The sequence below is a fragment of the Pedobacter frigiditerrae genome (assembly GCF_004331645.1).
In the GTDB taxonomy this organism is placed as follows: Bacteria; Bacteroidota; Bacteroidia; order Sphingobacteriales; family Sphingobacteriaceae; genus Pedobacter; species Pedobacter frigiditerrae.
Genome location: NZ_SJSK01000001.1, coordinates 855445 through 874898 on the forward strand (window position 1 = coordinate 855445; position 19454 = coordinate 874898).

The window sequence follows — 19454 nt, forward strand, 5'->3', positions numbered from 1 at the left end:
AATAAATAATAACTTTGCAAATTCACGATTTCATAAGGTAATTTTCTCTATGAATCATTAAAATCTGTGTAATCACATGAGTAATAAAAAACTTTTTCTTTTAGATGGAATGGCGCTAATTTATAGAGCGCATTTTGCATTGAGTAAAAACCCTCGTTTTACCTCTACTGGTGTTAATACATCGGCCGTAATGGGTTTTGCAAATACCTTAATGGAAGTTTTGAAAAAAGAAAAGCCCAGTCATATCGCTGTTGTTTTTGATACTGAAGCTCCAACAGAAAGACATACAGATTTTGTGGCATATAAGGCTCATCGTGAAGCGATGCCTGAGGATTTATCAAAAGCATTGCCATACATTTTTAAGCTAATAGAGGGCTTTAAAATTCCTGTAATAACTAAAGATGGTTTTGAAGCCGATGACATTATTGGAACCTTAGCAAAAGAAGGTGAGCGTCAGGGTTTCCAGGTTTATTGTATGACTCCTGATAAGGATTTTGCACAATTGGTTTCTGAAAATATTTTCATTTACAAACCCGCACGTATGGGTAATGAAATGGAAATTTTAGGTGTACCTGAAGTTTTGGCTAAATGGGAGATTGAAAATGTATTGCAGGTAATTGATATTTTAGGACTTTGGGGAGATGCGGTAGATAATATTCCAGGAATTCCTGGTATTGGAGAAAAAACTGCAAAATTGTTAATCAAACAATATGGCAGTATGGAAAACATTATCGCCAATAGCCATGAACTAAAGGGAAAACAAAAAGAAAACGTTGAGAATTTTGCTGAGCAAGGATTAATCTCTAAAAAACTAGCAACCATAATTTTAAATGTTCCAGTTGAATTTGATGAAACTAAATTAGTTTTAGAAGAACCAAGCAGAGAATTATTAGAGCCACTGTTTGCTGAACTAGAATTCCGTACAATCGGGAAACGAGTTTTTGGTGAAGAATTTAGCGTAAATGATGCGAAAAGCGGCACTCAACAACAAGATTTATTTGGCAACAATGTTGAAGTAAAAAGGAAAGATTTCTCAGAGCAACCTTCATTGTTTGATACGCCAATTGATGCAAAAAACATCAGTAATACCCCACATGAATATTTCTTAATGGATACTCCTGAAAAGAGAAAAGATCTGATTGACTTGTTGCTAAAACAGCCAAGTATTTCTTTTGATACGGAAACCACTGGAACTGATGCGAATTTGGCAGATTTAGTGGGATTATCTTTCTCTATTAAACCAGGAGAAGGTTATTACATTCCTGTTCCAGAAGATAGGGTAGGAGCACAATCTATTGTTGATGAATTTAGAGTTATCCTAGAAAATGAAAACATCGCCAAGATTGGCCAAAATATCAAGTATGATATGTTGGTGTTTAAGTGGTACGATGTTCATGTGAAAGGAAAACTTTTTGATACTATGCTGGCCCACTATTTAATTGATCCAGACACACGCCATAATATGGATGTTTTATCTGAGAATTATTTGGGTTATACGCCAATTTCTATCACAACTTTAATTGGTGCCAAAGGAAAAGGTCAGGGAACAATGCGAGATGTACCTGTAGAAAATGTAGTTGATTATGCTGCAGAAGATGCCGATGTAACCTTACAATTGGCAAATGTTTTCGAGCCTTTACTAATTGAGAAAAATGCCATTAAACTTGCGGAGGAGATTGAAAATCCGCTGATTTATGTTTTAGCAGATATTGAAAAAGAAGGTGTTAAAATAGATATCGAAACATTAAATGCTTACTCAATTGAACTACAAACTGAGATTACAAAAGCAGAGCAAAGTGTTTATGAAAAAGCAGGGCTGAAGTTTAATTTAGCATCTCCAAAACAACTAGGCGAAGTTCTGTTCGACCATCTAAAGTTAGACCCGAAAGCGAAAAAAACAAAAACCGGCCAATACCAAACTGGGGAAGATGTTTTGACATTATTAGCCCATAAAAGCGATATCGTAAAGGATATTTTAGACTTCCGCCAGCTGCAAAAACTAAAATCAACCTATGTTGATGCTTTGCCGTTATTAGTAAATCCAAAAACAGGCAGAGTTCATACCAGTTTTAATCAGGCAGTTGCCGCAACGGGAAGGCTAAGTTCTAATAACCCTAATTTACAAAATATACCAATTAGAACAGAAAGGGGTAGAGAGGTCCGCAAGGCATTTATTCCAAGAGATGAAGACCATATTTTGTTATCCGCCGATTATTCGCAAATTGAATTGCGCATAATTGCAGAAATAAGTAAAGAAGAAAACATGCTCGATGCTTTTAACAAAGGTATCGACATTCATACCGCAACAGCAGCGAAAGTTTACGGAATTAGTATTGAAGAAGTAGATTCTACCCAGCGAAGAAATGCAAAGGCGGTTAACTTTGGTATTATTTATGGTCAATCGGCATTTGGTTTATCACAAAATTTAAACATCCCTCGTAAAGAAGCGGCAGAGATTATTGAACAATATTTTACCCAATATCCAGGTATTAAAAGATACATGAGTGATACCATGAACTTTGCCCGTGAAAATGGATTCGTTGAAACGATAATGGGCAGAAGAAGATATTTGAGAGATATTAATTCTGCTAATCAAACGGTAAGAGGTTATGCAGAGCGAAATGCGATTAATGCGCCCATACAAGGTTCTGCGGCAGATTTAATCAAGATTGCGATGATTAACATCCATAAAGATATGCAAGACCAAAAACTAGAATCAAAAATGACAATGCAAGTGCATGATGAGCTTGTTTTCGACGTTTTAAAAACTGAAGTCGAACAAATGAAGGCCATTATTACACATAGAATGAAAACTGCAATAAAAACTGAAGTGCCAATAGAAATTGAAATTGGCGAAGGTGTTAATTGGTTAGCTGCACATTAATTTATCATAAAATGAAAAAATACATCCTGCTTATTGTTTCAATATTTATTCCATCTCTTGCTTTTTCACAAGTAAGGCAGGATACCACAATTGTATATTCGAACCCAGGTTACAACAAAGACCCAATGCGCTCAAAATGGATTAGTAATGTTGAGCAAAAGGGAGAGTTTTGGGTACTAAGTTTAACAGATAAAAAAGGTGTTTTAAGAGAAAAAATCAGCTTTGCCGATAAAAAGTTGGAGGTTAGAAAAGGACCTTATACTTTTTATGAAAATGGAGTGGTAAAAGAGGAGGGCAACTATGAAAAAGGATACAAAAATGGAGAATGGCATTATTACTATCCAAATCAACAATTGTTTGAAAACGTAAATTATACTTATGATAAGTATAATGGAGATTTTAAAGCCTATTGGGATAATGGAGATTTAAAAAAAGAAGGCGATTATGTAATGGGCATCAAAACAGGAAATTGGAAAATGTTTTACAAAGGCAAGAAGCTAGCTCTTAGTGAAGAATACGATGAAAAGGGGAAAGTGATTGATGGAATTTATTTCGACCAAGATGGGAATAGCGTAAAAAATGTTTTTATTATTCAACCACCAAGTTACCCTGGCGGTATGCAAGCGTTTTATCAGTTTTTGGGTAGAGAAATTAGATATCCAGCAAATGCTCAAAAAAACAATATTCAAGGAACTGTAAAACTAGAATTTACTGTAATGAAAGATGGTAAATTGGAAGATGTTAAAGTAAAAGAAAGTCCTGATGCAGATTTAAGTAGTGAAGCATTACGTGTTTTTAGAACTTCAATGAATTGGTTGCCGGCAAAAGAATTAGGTGAGCCTGTAAGAATGAGATATATAATTCCAATTAGGTTTTCTTTGAGATAATTGATTAACTTCATTTAATCTTCATAAGGATAGATGAAGTTTACATCAAAATTAAAACCGACCATGAAAAAATTATTAAGCATTTTCGCAATTGCAGTATTAGGGATGAGTACTACTTTCGCACAGACAGCTGTAACAGATCCAGCTAAAAAAGCTACTAAACAAGTAAAAGTGACGGCTGCGAAAGCACCAGTAGCCACTAAAACGGAGGTTAAAAAAGTTGAAACCAAAGTTGCCACTGTTAAAACAACAGCACCTGTAGCTGTTAAAAAAGTAACAGCAGCTACAAACGCTGCTGGTGTAAAGCTAAAAGCTGACGGAACACCAGACAAACGTTATAAAGCAGCAGTAAAAGTTACTGGGCCTACTAAAAAAGACGGTACTGCAGATATGCGCTATAAAGTAAATAAAGAAGCAGCAAAGAAAAACTAAGTCATAACTAGTTGTTAAGTAAAAAGCCTTCCAGAGAATTTCTGAAAGGCTTTTTTTATAAAGTTATGGTTTCGCCTATGGCTGGTAATAACAAAGTCTTTTGTGCCCTTTTAAAGCTTTCTATTGCAACCTTACTATCTATTTCAATTAGTGGAAAAGTATCATAATGTACGCCAATTACTTTATCGCAATTCACATAGTTTGAGGCGATAACGGCATCATCAGTATCCATTGTATAATTACCGCCTATAGGTAAAATGGCGTAGTTTAATTTATACAGCTCAGCCAACAATTTCATTTCAACAGTTAAGCCGGTGTCTCCCGCAAAATAAATTTGTTTGCCATCTAATTCCAATACAAAACCAGCTGGATTACCACCATAACTACCATCTGGTAAGCCGGCAGAGTGTGTTGCCCAAACCATTCTTACGGTTCCAAAATCGAAAGTGTATTTTCCGTAGTTCATCGGGTGTACATTTTCAATGTCTTGTTTCATTACCCACCCAATAACTTCTGGCATGGCAATAACCTGTGCCTTGGTTTGTTTGGCTATTTCAATTAAATCGCCCACATGATCCCCATGGCCATGGCTTACCAAAATGTAATCGGCTTCTATTTTGCTAATATCAATATGTTTAGCTAATGGATTTTGGCTAATAAATGGGTCAAATAATAACTTTGTCGTCTCAGTTTCTATTAGAAAACTAGATTGGCCGTAATATGTGTATTTCATAAAAGAAGTATATAGTAGTTAGTATAAAGTATTTAGAAAACAATTACCCTCCAAACATTCCGCCTAAACCACCAAGCATACTTTGAGTTGCGGCTTGCATTTCTGTTGCACTAACTTGATCAGCTTGTGCCAAAGCTTTGTTTACAGCGGTTAATAAAAGTTCCTCTAACTCTTCTCTATCTGCATTTGCATAAAAGCCCTCTTCAATTTCTATAGCAGTAATTGCTTTATTTGCAGTAGCTGTAACTTTTATTGCGCCACCCTCCACTTCTCCAAATACAGAAACGGTGTCTAATCTTTTTTTAATTTCTTCTGCCTGCTTTTGGGCAGCCATTAATTTATCGAACATGCTATTTTGTTTTTATTTATAATCGAAAATAGTAGAAAATTGTTTTAAAAATATCCTTAAGAATAAAAAAAGCTGCATCCCATTGGAATACAGCTTCAAAACATAGAGAGAATATCTTAAAGTCTAAGACCTAAAGTAAAACTTGTTACAGCGTTTGGAATCTCTCTTCCAGCAGTTGCTGCACCAGTTGTTAAGTTGATGGTATATAATTTAGTAGCTGTACCAACAGTTAAAATAGCATAAGCTGTATCTGTTGCGCCAGAACTTACAATATCAAAACCTGATGTATTTTCTACATTAATACCTAGCGCACCAACTTCAGTTAGCGTACCCACGTTTGCGTCTTGGGTATAAAGCTTATCAGTATTGTGGTCAATCACGTAAAGTTTGGTACTTGTTGCGCCAGAAAAATTGCTAGTGTATGCCGCTGCACTAACCGATGGTGTACCTGGTGCTAAAATCCCGTCTACCATAAATACTGAACCATCTGTATTTATTCTTAAATTCTGACCAGTGTTACTAACCACACGAATTTTGTCTACTGTTGGGTTAAAATCAAATCCAAAACTAGTACCTAGTAACAGCGTTGAAAGTGTGCCTGAGCCTACTTGTGTAAACACACCTGTCCCAATATTAACCGCATATAAACGGCTCGTACTACCTAAAGCGTAAATTTGACCATTTACTGGTCTAAAATCCATACCAACAACAGTCTCGTTAGTTTGTAAACCAGTAATTGCTTTAATTATTGGAGTTTCTGTGTTTTTGGGATTAAAAATTAATAAATTATTTGTGCTAGTTGTAGCATAAGCTGCAGCATTGCTAGAAATGGCAATACCTTGGATCGTTAAGCCGTTGGCAAATTCACCAGCTAAGGTTGCCTTGCCTGTGGCAACATCAATAGTGAACAATTTATAAATGCCGCCACTGAATCCAGTAGCAATTGCATTTGTGTTTTTTGGAGAAATATCAAAACTTACTGCGCTTCCTAAATCTAAACCAAAGCTGCCAACTTCAACCAATGTTCCATTATTTGGTGGGTCTTGTTTGTATAATTTTTTTGTGGTTAAATCAATATCAAAAAGTACAGTACTAGTTGCACCAGATTCGCTATTTGTATAAGCTGCGCCAGAAATTACAGCACCTGCAGCTCCATTAATGGAACCATCAGTTGCAGCTACAAGTCCTGTTTCAGGATTTAAACGTAAATTTTGACCCATATTAGATATCAATCTAATTCTATCTACTGTTGGGTTAAAGTTTAAACTTACGGCTGTGCCTACTATAGCTGGCGTAAAGGCTGTTGTCGAAACGACTCTTGCAACACCTGTGCTCACATTAATAACGTACAATTTACTAGCATCACTAACGCCATATAATTCTCCAGTAGCTGGTCTAAAATCAACGCTTAACATTTTTTCTGCACCAGTTAAACCAGTAATAGTTACTGTGCTGATTTGAGTTTTTACGTTTTTACCATTAAATAACTTAATGGTATTGTTAGAAAGTACGTAGAACTCTTGGTCTGGACCAACGAGTGGCAAAGTAATAATCGTCTTATCTTTTTTACAAGAAATTATCGCAATGGTAAACATTAATGCGAATAGGTATTTGCCAATTAGCATAGGGTTGAGTGTAAGTTTTTTCATGGTTTTAATTTTTAGTTAATCCTTATCTAGAAACAGATACGAACTTTTTTAACATATGGATTTACAACTTACAAGAATTATTTTCTTGGCTTCGCTCTTTCATATTGCGATGGCCATTTCACATCATCACCTAATTCAAAAGCTGCATGCAAAGGGAAGTAAGGATCTCTTAAAAATTCTCTAGCCAAAAATATTAAATCAGCTTCGCCGTTTTGTAAAATCTCTTCAGCCTGTTTAGCATCAGTAATTAAACCAACTGCTCCTGTAGTTACCCCAGTTTTCTTTTTAATGGCAGCTGCAAACTGGACTTGATAACCAGGAACTAAAGGTATTTGTTGTGCTAACGTTAAACCGCCAGAAGAAGTATCAATTACGTCAACTCCCTTTTCTTTTAGCAAAGCTGATAAACGAATAGATTCCTCCAAATTCCAACCACCTTCTGCCCAATCTGTTGCCGAAATACGCACAAACAAAGGGTTTTGCGCCGGCCAAACTTCTTTTACTGCTTCAATGGTCTCCATCAATAGGCGAATTCTGTTCTCAAAGCTACCGCCATAATTATCGGTTCTTTTATTGCTAATTGGCGATAAAAATTGATGTTGCAAATAACCGTGTGCCGCATGAATTTCTATTACTTTAAAGCCAGCCTTAATTGCCCTAACTGTTGCCGATTTAAAATCCGCCTTTACTTTTTCAATTCCTGTAATATCTAAGGCAATTGGAGTTTTATCTGTAGAACTAAAAATTTCTGCACTTGCTGAAACGGTATCCCAACCACCGTTTTCTATATGCAATTGCAATGGATTTTCCCATGGGATATCAAAACTTGCTTTTCGCCCTGCATGAGCTAATTGAATGCCAGCTACGGAACCGTTTTGATGAATAAAATCTACAATTTCCTTGAATTTTTCAATGTGTTCATCTTTCCAAATGCCCAAATCGCCGATAGAAATCCTGGCTTCAGGAGAAACGCTTGTAGCTTCGAAAATAATTAAACCTGCGCCACCTACAGCACGACTGCCTAAATGGACTAAATGCCAATTATTAGAGAAACCATCTGTTGCAGAATATTCGCACATTGGCGAAACCACAATCCGATTTTTTAATTCGATGTTTTTTATTTTAATGGGAGAGAAAAGTAACGACATGTTCTAAATTTTTTAGGCAAATTAACAACAAGGAAATGGATTTGTTTCTATCGTTTAAATATCCAAACAATGGAATGACATCGAGTTATTTTTAAACCATAAATTCATCCAAAATTTTCCATTTCCCACCATCTTTTTGTCTATTAAAATGATTTTGTTAAAGAATAATGTTGTAGGTAATTGAGAAGATTTAATTTCTTCAAAAATGGAATCAGTACAAGTTGAATTTCTGGGATGAATTAAGGTTATATGCGGCAGATGTTTTCTAGGATAAATCAATATGAGATTCCTTAAATTATGAAAATCGATATTCTCTTCATTTGCAGGAATTAAGACTCCTTTGCCATCGTCAAATCTTATCACTTCATTAAAAGAAATCTTTATCGGTTTATCAATTAGAAGTGCTTTAATATTTGCTATAATTTTTTCTAAATCCTCTAGCTCATCTTCTCTACAAAGTGTAACGTGAGCAGGTATTATAGCGTGTTGTATTTGATTAAATTTAGCCCTTATTTCTTCAATGGTTTGGTTTTCTACAAATAAGGTTAGTTGTCGCCTAATTTTCATCTAGTTCATCAAATATTTATTAAACCCAACAAATAACTTAAATAGATTTTCATAAACTGTAAATGGAAGTGTTTCAGGTTTGTCGAAAACATCATGATAAGCTGCAACTCCACCTTGTGTATAAAGAAAAAAAGCTGGCACTCCTTTTTCTGTAAAAAAATAATGGTCGCTGTTGGCTGCTTTACCTCTGGGATTAATTTTTACCAATAGTTTACCTTCATTATTAATTTGGTTTAGTGCTGCAAACTCTTTAGCATATTGGGTGGCATTAACTACAGTTGCTCCAGTTTCGCCTGTTCCAACCATATCTACGTTAATTAAAAACCTAATATTTTTTAGAGGAACTATAGGATTTTCTGTGAAATATTTAGAACCTAAAATTCCGGCTTCCTCTCCTGCAAAACAAATAAAAGCAATGGTATATTTTTGAGGGTTTGCAGCGTAATACTTTGCCAAACTTAGCAAGAATGAAACACCACTACCATTGTCGTTCGCACCTGGGAAATAGGTATCTTTTCCCATACCGCCTAAATGGTCGTAATGAGCAGTAATCATTATTACAGAATCTGGCTTAGTAGCTCCTTGAACTATGGCGCAAATATTTGATGCGGCAAAGTCGGGAATAAATTGATTTTCAATATTAACGGCTAAAGATTTAGGGGTTTCGCTGAGCGATGATTTTTTAATAAAAATCTCAGTGTAATCATTTACTTTTTGAGCTACCGACCAAGTTAATTTATCTTGTAAAACAACGACAATTCTATTTTTCGCATCTAAAAATGTTACGCTATCTTTTTGCTCTAGATTAGATTTTGCAATAATGCCAACACTTGCCTGGCCAACTATAAAATCTTTACCAGGAATTAATTTTTTACCATTAATACTCAAGTCCATCTGTCCAGGAAAAGTGTTTACAGAGAACATAAAGCGCTGTTTGTAATCTTTTCCATCCATTGGTTGCAAGTCAAAAGATTTAAACTGAGATTCTATAAAATCTGCGGCTTTACTCATGCCGTTTTTAGTATAACCTCTTCCCCAAAGTTCTTTAGACGTAAGGGTGTTTAAAGTTTTTTGGGTATAATTTATATCTTGAGCATAACAAGCTAAGCTTGTTAACAAGAGAGAAATAATTAAGACCTTCCTCATAAAAATGTTTTGGACAAGCAATATAATAAATGCTAAATAAGAAAGCCGCAGATTCGCAGATTTTCTCTTGGTTTACCCTTGATGAATCTACGAATCTGCGGCTAAAAATTACTGCTATTAAAATTAGCTAGCTTTTACTAAATAAGTTTGGATTACCTTTTTGATGTTTTCCTTGTTTTTTTCTGATGACCATTTTTCTTTTGTCGACCGATCGCCTAAAGCGAAAAATTGCTCATACAATAATTTGTTCTCGACTTTAAGGTTTAACTTCAAGTAGCTCGTTTCCGCAAAAACTGCATCCCAGCTTGCACGAGCGTCTTTCCAGAAAGCTTCTTGTTGTTTCCACCAAGTTTGTGCGTAACCAAAAGATTTTGAGTCTGTTTTAATAAACTCTTCCATACCTTTTTCCATCGCAATCAGTTTATCTCTACCATCTGCACGAACAATTTTTTTATTGTCTTGTTCGAACATCCAACCATTAGCAGTTAAGTAAAGGTTATTGCCACGATTTAGAACATTGTAGTCATTACGCTCAGTGCTTTCTCTACGTGGAAGTGGAGAGTCTGTATTACTTTGCCATTGGTGTCTGCCATCTACGTGTACCCAAGTTCCTATAGCTTGGTAACGTGGGCTGTCATCAACTTGAAAAACTTTTTGAGTCCATTTTCCTTTTACATCGTTTGCAGATAATGTTACTTTTTTCCAGGCATTGTCTTTATCATAAGCCAAAATAGTTTGATCCTCATAAGTCCAATCTTCTCTCCAGTGTTTAATGATCATGCTGTCGCCTCTCATGACCAACAAATGTTGGATAACAATTTTCCTAGGAGAATCTTCTACCAAAATAGCAATTTCCTTTGCTGAAGAACGGTGCCTTTCGTGGAATTTGTAATCATCTTCAGGAGAAAATGTTTCGGCATAATTAAACGTTACTTTATAAAAGCCTGCTAAAGATTTAATGGCTTCGCGATCTTGATCTATTTTGTTTTGTGCAGTAACGCTAAATACTGAAGATATTAAAGCGAATAATAAATGTAGTTTTTTCATGTTATATTAATTTAAGTGGTTTTCTTTTTTTCTTTCTGCCAAGCCAAATAATTACCCCGGTTACGGGCATACTTGCAGCTATTAAACTAGCTACAAACGCGATTATTTTCCCTGGTAAGCCTAATACAGATCCAACATGGATATCATAGTTCATTCTCGAAATTTTATCAGCCGTGCTAGTGTTTGAGAATTTACCGTATATGTGTTTTACTTCAATTTCTTTTAAAGTATGTTGGTCAAAGTACCTGTAATCTGCTTTCCAATAAGTTGTAGGGTCTGGGTTTTTGGCAATTTCTACAGATGCTTTTTCATTTTCTGGAATATGAACATCATAGCTACCTTTAAATGTTGGATCTTCTTTTACAAATTTTGCCCAAAGCACATCAGCCGCTGCCGCATTTAAACTTAGTTTCGCTGTTCTTGTAGTGTCTGAAAATGTTTCTTCAAAAACAGTCATAGATTTTCCGCCAGAACTTACCCAATAAACCGATTTGGCAAACCACTGGAACCCCATTACCATTCCAGATAAAGCAATGAAAATAACAATGAAAGTCATATAAAAGCCTAACACGTTATGCAAATCATAATTAAGTCTGCGCCATTTTGATTTTAATTTTACACTAAAACGTTGCTTTCTGGCGGCCTTGCTTTTTGGCCACCATAAAATTAATCCAGAGATTAAAAGGAAAACAAAAATCATTGTAGCGGTTGTTAAAATTAGCTGACCAATTTCTGGAGGTAACCACAAATAATAATGTCCATTGATGACAATCCTGAAGAAATCTTCACTCATGTCCTTAACCTTTAAAACTTCTCCGGTATATTGATTTACAAAAACGATGAAATAATATTCAGGCTCTGCAGCATAATAAACCACTTGGGTTGTTTTGCCTGGTTGGTAGTTAATGCTATGGGCTTTTTTATTTGGAAGCGCCTTATCTGCAATTTCTTTTAACCTTGTTGGAAGTAATAACGGCTTGTTTTGATTTTCTGTAAAACGATAGGATTGTATGGCATTCTCAATCTCTACTTCAAAAGCTAAAATGCAACCTGTTATACCTAAAAAAAATACAAATAGCCCGGAAGTTAATCCGAGCCATAAATGTATTTTGCCTGTCCAATATTTAAGCCTATTGTTTTTTTTCTTTGCTGGCATAAATGATGTTAAAATTTGTAAGCAATGCTTAAACGATAATTCCTTGGAGCTTCAGCTTGCCATGAATAAGCAGGTTGATCATAAGTAGGAGCATTCCAATAATTAGTATAGTAAGCGCCAGAGAATAAATACTTATCTAAAATGTTAAAGGCATTTGCAGTAATTTTTACTGTTTTGTTTTCCCAGAATAAACCTCCATCAAGTTTGAAATAATTAGGTAAGTTTTTGTTAGCATTAGAGCCATCGTATGTCCCAGTTGCTCTACCAGCTAGGTAAGTAAATCCTCCAGAAATACCAGTTCCTTTTAATGCGCCACTTTGTAAGGTGTAAGTTAACCAAGCGTTAGTGGTATGTTTTGAAAAACCCGGAACTATTTCTCCAACTACTATACTTGTAACACCTTCGGCAACTTTAGTTACTTTACCATCCGTATAAGCGTAGTTAGCAATTAATTTTAAGCCATCGGTAATCTCTCCTCTTAGATCAAATTCAATTCCTTGAGCTCTTTTCTCTCCAACAACAATGCTGAAGGTTTCTCCTGCTTTGTTTTTTGGATCACCAGTTAGCTCATTTTGTTTAAGTATTCTGTAAGCAGAAAGTGTTGTATTCCATTTGCCATCAAACCAATCTTTCTTAATACCAATCTCGTGGTTAGTTCCAGTAATTGGATCTGGAGTTCCTCCGCTACGCAATAATCCACTTTGTGGGGTAAAGGCTTCGTCATAAACAGCATATACAGCAGTGTTTTTATCTATAGATACGCTTAAGCCAATTCTAGGTGTAAAGTGTTTTGCTTTATCAGAAGGCCCGCCCCATGCAGATTGACTAACATAAGTATACCTTCCTGCCAAGGTTAAACGAGCTTTATTGTTAAAAAATCCAAGCTCATCTTGTACATAACCGCTAAGATATTTCTGATCCATTAAACCACCAGCAGCAATAGCTCTTTGCTCTAAAGGAGTATCTCTATCAAAATTAGGATAACCATTAGAAGGAAAACCATAGTTAGGATTGTTTAAATCGAACGGAGAAGACGGTAAATCTAAGTCATGAGACTGACCCCAATCAGCTAAATAATCTTTTTTACCACCGTCAAAACCTGCAATAATTCTGTGGTTTATGCCGCCAGTTTTTACTTCACCATTGATAAAGAACTGCGCTAATTTCATTGTGCTTTCTGCATCCCATATACCAACATTTCTAATTACAGTATTATTTGCATTGATTACAGATGGCCATGAACTTGTTCCTGTTTGCAAATATTTTGAATAAGCAACTTGAGCGGTTAATTTCCAATCAGTGCTAAAATTGTGCTGTAAATTCAAGAAAACACTATGATCGTTAATTCTGGTAGGTTGCACACCAGGTTGAGTAAGCGTAAAATTTCTAGGTAACGAAGCATAACCTCCGTCTGGTTTAAAGATATAATAAGAACCTACTTCAGTCATTTTTGCATTTTGCAATGTATACTCTGCTGTAAATTTGGTGTTATTTGATATTTGGTAGCTCAGGGATGGCGCAAATGTATACCTGTCGTTTTTTTCAAAAGGTCTAAAAGAGCCTTTTGTTTGCATTGCAGCATTTAATCTAAATAATAGTTTTCCGTCTGTGGTTATCCTTCTATCAAAATCAACAGTTGTTCTATATAGATCATAGCTGCCAAGCGTAAAAGAAACTTCACCTTTGTTAAAGCCAGAAGGTTTTTTGGTAACTACATTATACATTCCACTTGGATCGCCATTACCCAGCATAAAACCAGCCGGACCTTTTACAAATTCGATATGGTCTACAATGCTCATATCTTCAGTTAGGGGTCCCCAATAAGAAGAAACAAAGTTGAAACCATTGCGCATGGCCTGAATTTGAGAACCACGCATTGTAATATTGGTATATAAATCTCCCCAGTGCTCTAATCTTGTTGCACCACTTACGTTTCTAATCAAACCATCGCTCATGCTAATGATTTGTTGATCTTTTATAACTTGATCACTAATTGTCTGAATATTTTGTGGAGCTTCTAAAATGGGTTCATTTAACCTTAATGAAGCAGATGGTAAGCTAACCTTATACTTGTTTTTTATTCCAGCTATTGTTACTTCGTTTAAAGCCTGGCTATTTTCAGTAAGTATGAAATCTAAAACCAATGTCTGTCCAGCAGTTGCTGTTACTTCTTTTTCTTGAGCATTTACACCAACAGAACTAATTTTTAGTGTGTAACTTCCGGGTTTAACCCTTTGTAGCGTGTATTCGCCGTTGGCATTAGTAGTTGTGCCTAAGTTTTTATTTTTTAAGCCAATGCTAACATATTGTGCAGGCTTGCCGTCGGCTGTTGTAATTTTTCCTTTTATGGTGGCATTCTGTTGTGCCGAGGCGGAGATTGAAAAAATTGTAAAGAAGAGTAGGATCGCGTTTTGTAACTGTATTTTCATCGTTGTTCTTATTTGGATTAATTCTAAAGAGCCGCAAATTAACAACGAAAAAGCTAAGTATCCAAATTATTTTGAATTATTCTAAATAAGAAAACAAAAAAGGATTAGCAGGCTCTTATCTAAGTTCAGAATAATTTAAAAAAGATCAAGTAGGTGGTTAAGGTATAGTAAATCGAAATCAAGTTATCGGTTTTGGCATATTATACGCACTGTATATTAGTTATCTTTCGTTCATCTTACGTTCATCCTTCGTTTATCTTACGTTATTTTGCCGTTTATATAACGCTTCATAACTGTTGGATTAGGGTAATTGAAAAATTCAGTAAGTGGTATTACTAACAATAGCTCTAAAAATTTTATTTTTTTGAATCCAGTTTTTCAGCCATAAAAAAAGGCATCATAATTATGATGCCCTTTAAAATTTTTTATAAAAATCTATTGTTGCTTAAATAGTTGTGCGCTAAAAGGATGTTCATTTGAATTTGCAGGAGTAACTAATCCTCTAGCAATAATGGTGTAATGAAATCCCGCAGCAATTACAGAACCAGGTAATGATGCTAAAACATTTCCCGTTGCTTTATCTTTAATATCAAATGTAAAAGTTCCAGCTGTAAGTGATGTGTAGGTACTTGCTTCTTTGAAAAGCTTGTTTGTGGTTATTGTTGCACCAGCATTAATTACTAAATCAAGCGCTGGAGCATCAGGAGATAAGTTAATGAAGCGAACAAATGCATTTGTACTCGATGTCGCACTTAGATCATCCGTTAATAATAATCCATCCAAACCAGTTGGCCTATTGATTAGGAAATAAGAAAAGTAAGTATTTTGAAGTAATGTAATACTTTTTGTTAAAAGACTCTCTGGTCTGCCAGAAGTTGTGAATTTAATATTATAGGTACCTGGACTAACTTTAGCATAATTTAACCCTCCACCAAATGGTAAGGCTGCTGCATTTGCTTTTGAGTCATTTAAATATACATCGTAGGTTGAAAACGTAGGAGAGGCATTAAACACTGAAACCGCAGTAAATGCTGTTTCTACTGGCGTATCTTTTTTACAAGAACTAAATGAAATTGCGCTAAATAATACAATAGCTAAATAGAATTTATTTAGAAATGATTTCTTGGATGTTATAGAAGTAAAATTTTTTGTCATGATCAAATTAAATAGGGATAAGATATTTGTTAATTTATCTTATTACTGATATCTTAATTATTACAAATATTGTGTTTTATCTTAACAAAACGATGTTAAACTTTGTTAAATGAAAAAACGTTTCAATACAATTCCTTAAAAAGCAACGTAAAAATGTAAAAAAATGAGATTAATATTGCGTAACTCATTTTTTATTTAAACCTTTGCGCCTCAACTAATTTAATACGGATTAGCAAACAAAATAATGAGCAAGAATATTATCCATAAACTTTCAATTTTAGAAGCAAAGAATATTGCATCTAAAAGCTTGTTTATTGAACGCTTACACCCCGTATTTTACATTACTACCAATCGGCAAAATTATACGCCGCGTATTTAGTACATCTTACTATAATACCAACGAGGAATTGATCCTCTCTAAAAACCCAATTAACAAGAATACCTTAATTTTTCGTTAGAAAACGAATGAATATTAATGAATTTATAGTACAAGTCGCTATCGCTGAACATTATGTTTTTGCAGAAGAGATTGTAACAGAAATGGCTGAATCTGCAAAAGCTAGAGGTACGGGCATTGCTAAACGTTCGCCAGAATATATTGCCAGCAAAATGAAAGAGGGCAAATCGGTGATTGCTTTTCATAAAGATGGCTCTTGGGCTGGCTTTTGCTATATAGAAACTTGGAGCCACGGTCAATTTGTTGCTAACTCTGGCTTAATTGTTAGCCCGAAGTATAGAAAAGGAGGCTTGGCTCATGCCATAAAGCAAGAAATCTTTAATCTTTCCAGATCATTATATCCCAAGGCAAAAATATTTGGTTTAACTACTGGATTAGCCGTGATGAAAATCAATTCTGATTTAGGTTACGAACCTGTTACTTATTCTGAGTTAACGCAAGATGAAGATTTTTGGAAAGGCTGTCAAAGCTGTGTGAATTTCGAGATTTTAAAAATGAAGGATCGCAAAAACTGTATGTGTACAGCAATGCTTTATGATCCGGCAGAGAAGAAACACGAAGCAGCAAAGCTCTTTGCAGAAGAATTACAGAAAAAACCTGGATTGTATGAACGTTTCATGCGTATTAAATCGAGATTGGTTATTAAACCAAAGTTTGGATTGAAATCCATTTTAGTATTGTTTACCCTTTTATTTAATAAATAGAATTGATGAAGAAGAAAGTTGTCTTAGCGTTTAGCGGAGGATTAGACACCTCATTTTGCTGCATCCATTTAGCAGAAGATCGTAATTTAGAAGTTCATTCAGTTATTGTAAATACTGGCGGATTTTCTGATGAAGAGTTGCAAGAAATTGAAAAACGTGCTTATGCTTTAGGTGTGGCATCTCACGCTGTGGTTGATGAAACTGAAAGCTACTATGATGGTTGCATCAAATATTTAATATTCGGTAACGTATTAAAAAATGCTACTTACCCACTTTCTGTTAGTGCAGAACGTGTTAGCCAAGCTACTGCAATTGCTAATTATGTAAAGAAAATTGGTGCAGATTACGTTGCTCATGGAAGTACTGGAGCTGGTAACGATCAAGTTCGTTTTGACATGATTTTCAACATCCTTATTCCTGGAGTAGAGATTATCACGCCAATTAGAGATTTAAAATTATCACGCGAAGCTGAAATAGAATATTTAGCTAAACACGGTGTAGAATATAGCGCAGAGAAAGCTAGATACTCTATTAATAAGGGTTTATGGGGGACATCTGTTGGAGGAAAGGAAACTTTAACTTCTAACGAAACTTTACCAGAAAGCGCATGGCCAACTCAGGTTTCAGAGACTGAAGCTAAAAGAATTGAATTAACTTTCGATAAAGGTGAATTGGTTGCAATTGATGGAGAAAAATTACATCCTGTAGTAGCTATCCAAAAATTACAAGCAATTGCTCAGCCTTTCGGTATTGGTAGAGATATCCATGTGGGCGATACCATTATAGGTATTAAAGGTCGTGTTGGTTTTGAGGCTGCGGCCCCAATTATCATAATCAAAGCGCACCATACTTTAGAAAAACATACTTTAACCAAATGGCAACTAAGTTGGAAAGAACAGTTGTCATCTTTCTACGGAAACTGGTTACATGAAGGTCAATTTCATGACCCAGTTATGCGGAATATTGAAGCGTTTTTAGCCGATACACAAAAAGTTGTAAGTGGTAAGGTATTTGTTGAATTATTGCCTTATCGTTTCCAAATTATTGGGATAGAATCTAACCATGATTTAATGAGCAATAAATTTGGTAGCTACGGCGAAATGAATAATGCTTGGAGCGGAGATGACGTTAAAGGTTTCTCTAAAATTTTCGGTAACCAAGTAATGATATGGCATAAAGTTAATGGTGAAGAAGCCGAAAGCTAAAAGACTAAAGAATAAAACTGCTGTACATACTTCATAATTGCGAGGAGGAACGATGAAGCAAGCTCCCTAATGTTGTCATCCTGAGCCTGTCGAAGGACAATAAATAAAATATGATAGAAATCCTTTCAAAAGAAAATTGTTTAAGCCATTACAAATGGGGTGATAATTGTGAGGGATGGAATTTTGTAAGCAAAGCTGATGCAGCAATTAAACAAGAGGTAATGCCAGCTCAAACTGCTGAGAAATTACATTTTCACGCTTTTGCAGAGCAATTTTTCTACATATTGAAAGGACAGGCAACGTTTTTAATTGAGGAGGAAACCGTAACAGTCAATGCAAATACCGGCTTGCAAATAAAGGCAGGCGACAAACATAAAATCTCGAATGAAACAAATCAAGATTTAGAATTTATACTTTTCTCCTATCCATCAACTCAAAATGACAGAACAGATTGTGAATAGTAAAAAAATAAAAGCAGGTATAATCGGCGGTGCAGGTTATACTGGTGGTGAAATGTTGCGTATTTTGGTTAATCACCCAAACGTGGAAATCGCTTTCGTAAATAGCACAAGCAACGCTGGAAATTTAATTTCTGATGTACACACTGATTTAATTGGTGATACCGATTTGAAATTTACAAGCGACATCCCTCAGGATATCGATGTGCTGTTTTTATGTGTTGGCCACGGCGATGCAAAGAAATTTCTAGCAGCAAGTCCAATTAATGAAAACATTAAAATCATCGATTTATCACAAGATTTTAGATTAAATCGTAATTCGTCAATCGAAAATCGTCAATTTGTTTATGGTTTGCCAGAATTAAATAGAGATAAAATAAAATCAGCAAAAAACATTGCTAATCCAGGTTGTTTCGCGACTTGCATACAGTTGGGCTTATTGCCTTTAGCTGCAAAAGGATTGATTAAGAGCGAAGTTCACATCAATGCTACCACTGGTTCAACTGGTGCTGGACAAAGCTTAGCAACAACCTCACATTTTAGTTGGAGAAATAACAATCTTTCTATTTACAAAGCTTTTGAACATCAACATTTAAATGAAATTGGAGAAAGTTTAGGACAGCTTCAGCCATCAATTTCTGAAGCTTTAAATTTCATCCCACAACGTGGTGCTTTTACTAGGGGCATTTTAGCTTCAATGTATTTAGAAAGTGATTTGACTTTAGAAGAAGCTCAAACTATTTACGAAGATTACTATACTGCACATCCATTTACACACGTAAGTCGGAAAAACATAGATTTAAAACAGGTTGTAAATACCAATAAAGCATTGGTTCATATCGAAAAACACGGCAATAAATTATTTATCATCAGTGCGATCGACAATCTTTTAAAAGGTGCAAGCGGACAAGCGGTTCAGAATATGAACTTAATGTTTGGCTTGGAAGAAACGGCTGGCTTGAAGTTGAAAGCGGCCTATTTTTAATTACTTGTCATACTGAGGAACGAAGTATCTCAAAAGTAGATTCTTCGCAAGCTCAGAATGACA

At 35.2% G+C, this 19454-nt stretch carries 17 protein-coding genes; 7 read left to right on the forward strand and 10 right to left on the reverse strand.

Annotated elements, in window-relative coordinates:
* Positions 1–76: 76 nt before the first annotated feature.
* From polA to EZ428_RS03715, 3 genes are all read left to right on the forward strand, one after another.
* Positions 77–2884, forward strand: coding sequence for a DNA polymerase I (gene polA, locus EZ428_RS03705; protein ID WP_131551755.1), 2808 nt, complete (start codon positions 77–79; stop codon positions 2882–2884).
* An 11-nt stretch (positions 2885–2895) separates the two neighbouring features.
* On the forward strand, positions 2896–3771 hold the full coding sequence (locus EZ428_RS03710) for an energy transducer TonB (protein ID WP_131551756.1): 876 nt from the start codon (positions 2896–2898) through the stop codon (positions 3769–3771).
* 63 nt (positions 3772–3834) lie between these two features.
* Complete coding sequence (locus EZ428_RS03715) at positions 3835–4203, forward strand: hypothetical protein (protein ID WP_131551757.1); 369 nt, start codon at positions 3835–3837, stop codon at positions 4201–4203.
* 55 nt (positions 4204–4258) lie between these two features.
* On the opposite strand, the gene EZ428_RS03720 is transcribed toward EZ428_RS03715, so the two are convergent.
* From EZ428_RS03720 to EZ428_RS03765, 10 genes are all read right to left on the reverse strand, one after another.
* The gene (locus EZ428_RS03720; protein ID WP_131551758.1) at positions 4259–4936 is read right to left on the reverse strand and encodes a metal-dependent hydrolase; all 678 of its coding nucleotides are present in this window, start codon (positions 4934–4936) and stop codon (positions 4259–4261) included.
* Between the two features lie 43 nt (positions 4937–4979).
* The gene (locus tag EZ428_RS03725) at positions 4980–5285 is read right to left on the reverse strand and encodes a YbaB/EbfC family nucleoid-associated protein (RefSeq protein ID WP_131551759.1); all 306 of its coding nucleotides are present in this window, start codon (positions 5283–5285) and stop codon (positions 4980–4982) included.
* A gap of 116 nt (positions 5286–5401) precedes the next feature.
* On the reverse strand, positions 5402–6934 hold the full coding sequence (locus tag EZ428_RS03730; protein WP_131551760.1) for a DUF4394 domain-containing protein: 1533 nt from the start codon (positions 6932–6934) through the stop codon (positions 5402–5404).
* 77 nt (positions 6935–7011) lie between these two features.
* Positions 7012–8082: an NADPH dehydrogenase NamA gene (gene namA, locus EZ428_RS03735; RefSeq protein WP_131551761.1), complete on the reverse strand. Its 1071-nt coding sequence runs from the start codon at positions 8080–8082 to the stop codon at positions 7012–7014.
* 54 nt (positions 8083–8136) lie between these two features.
* The gene (locus EZ428_RS03740; RefSeq protein WP_205945593.1) at positions 8137–8649 is read right to left on the reverse strand and encodes a 2'-5' RNA ligase family protein; all 513 of its coding nucleotides are present in this window, start codon (positions 8647–8649) and stop codon (positions 8137–8139) included.
* Positions 8650–9795: a M28 family metallopeptidase gene (locus EZ428_RS03745; protein ID WP_131551762.1), complete on the reverse strand. Its 1146-nt coding sequence runs from the start codon at positions 9793–9795 to the stop codon at positions 8650–8652.
* Between the two features lie 123 nt (positions 9796–9918).
* Entirely contained in the window at positions 9919–10842 is a 924-nt protein-coding gene (locus tag EZ428_RS03750; protein ID WP_131551763.1) for a DUF6607 family protein, read from the reverse strand.
* Position 10843: 1 nt separating this feature from the next.
* Positions 10844–11998: a PepSY-associated TM helix domain-containing protein gene (locus EZ428_RS03755; protein WP_131551764.1), complete on the reverse strand. Its 1155-nt coding sequence runs from the start codon at positions 11996–11998 to the stop codon at positions 10844–10846.
* Positions 11999–12006: 8 nt separating this feature from the next.
* A complete protein-coding gene (locus tag EZ428_RS03760; protein ID WP_131551766.1) occupies positions 12007–14427 on the reverse strand; it encodes a TonB-dependent receptor in 2421 nt (806 codons plus the stop codon).
* A gap of 435 nt (positions 14428–14862) precedes the next feature.
* Entirely contained in the window at positions 14863–15582 is a 720-nt protein-coding gene (locus tag EZ428_RS03765; protein ID WP_131551767.1) for a DUF4397 domain-containing protein, read from the reverse strand.
* A gap of 465 nt (positions 15583–16047) precedes the next feature.
* Between EZ428_RS03765 and EZ428_RS03770 the strand changes: the two genes are divergently transcribed.
* The 4 genes from EZ428_RS03770 (at position 16048) to argC (ending at position 19391) form a co-directional block, all read left to right on the forward strand.
* Positions 16048–16743, forward strand: coding sequence for a GNAT family N-acetyltransferase (locus EZ428_RS03770; protein WP_131551768.1), 696 nt, complete (start codon positions 16048–16050; stop codon positions 16741–16743).
* A 5-nt stretch (positions 16744–16748) separates the two neighbouring features.
* Positions 16749–17948 (forward strand): argininosuccinate synthase, encoded by a 1200-nt coding sequence (locus EZ428_RS03775; protein WP_131551769.1) that lies wholly within the window; start codon positions 16749–16751, stop codon positions 17946–17948.
* Positions 17949–18058: 110 nt separating this feature from the next.
* Positions 18059–18409, forward strand: coding sequence for a cupin domain-containing protein (locus EZ428_RS03780; protein WP_131551770.1), 351 nt, complete (start codon positions 18059–18061; stop codon positions 18407–18409).
* Complete coding sequence (argC, locus tag EZ428_RS03785; protein ID WP_131551771.1) at positions 18387–19391, forward strand: N-acetyl-gamma-glutamyl-phosphate reductase; 1005 nt, start codon at positions 18387–18389, stop codon at positions 19389–19391. The genes EZ428_RS03780 and argC overlap by 23 nt, the downstream gene beginning before the upstream one ends.
* Positions 19392–19454 lie beyond the last annotated feature (63 nt).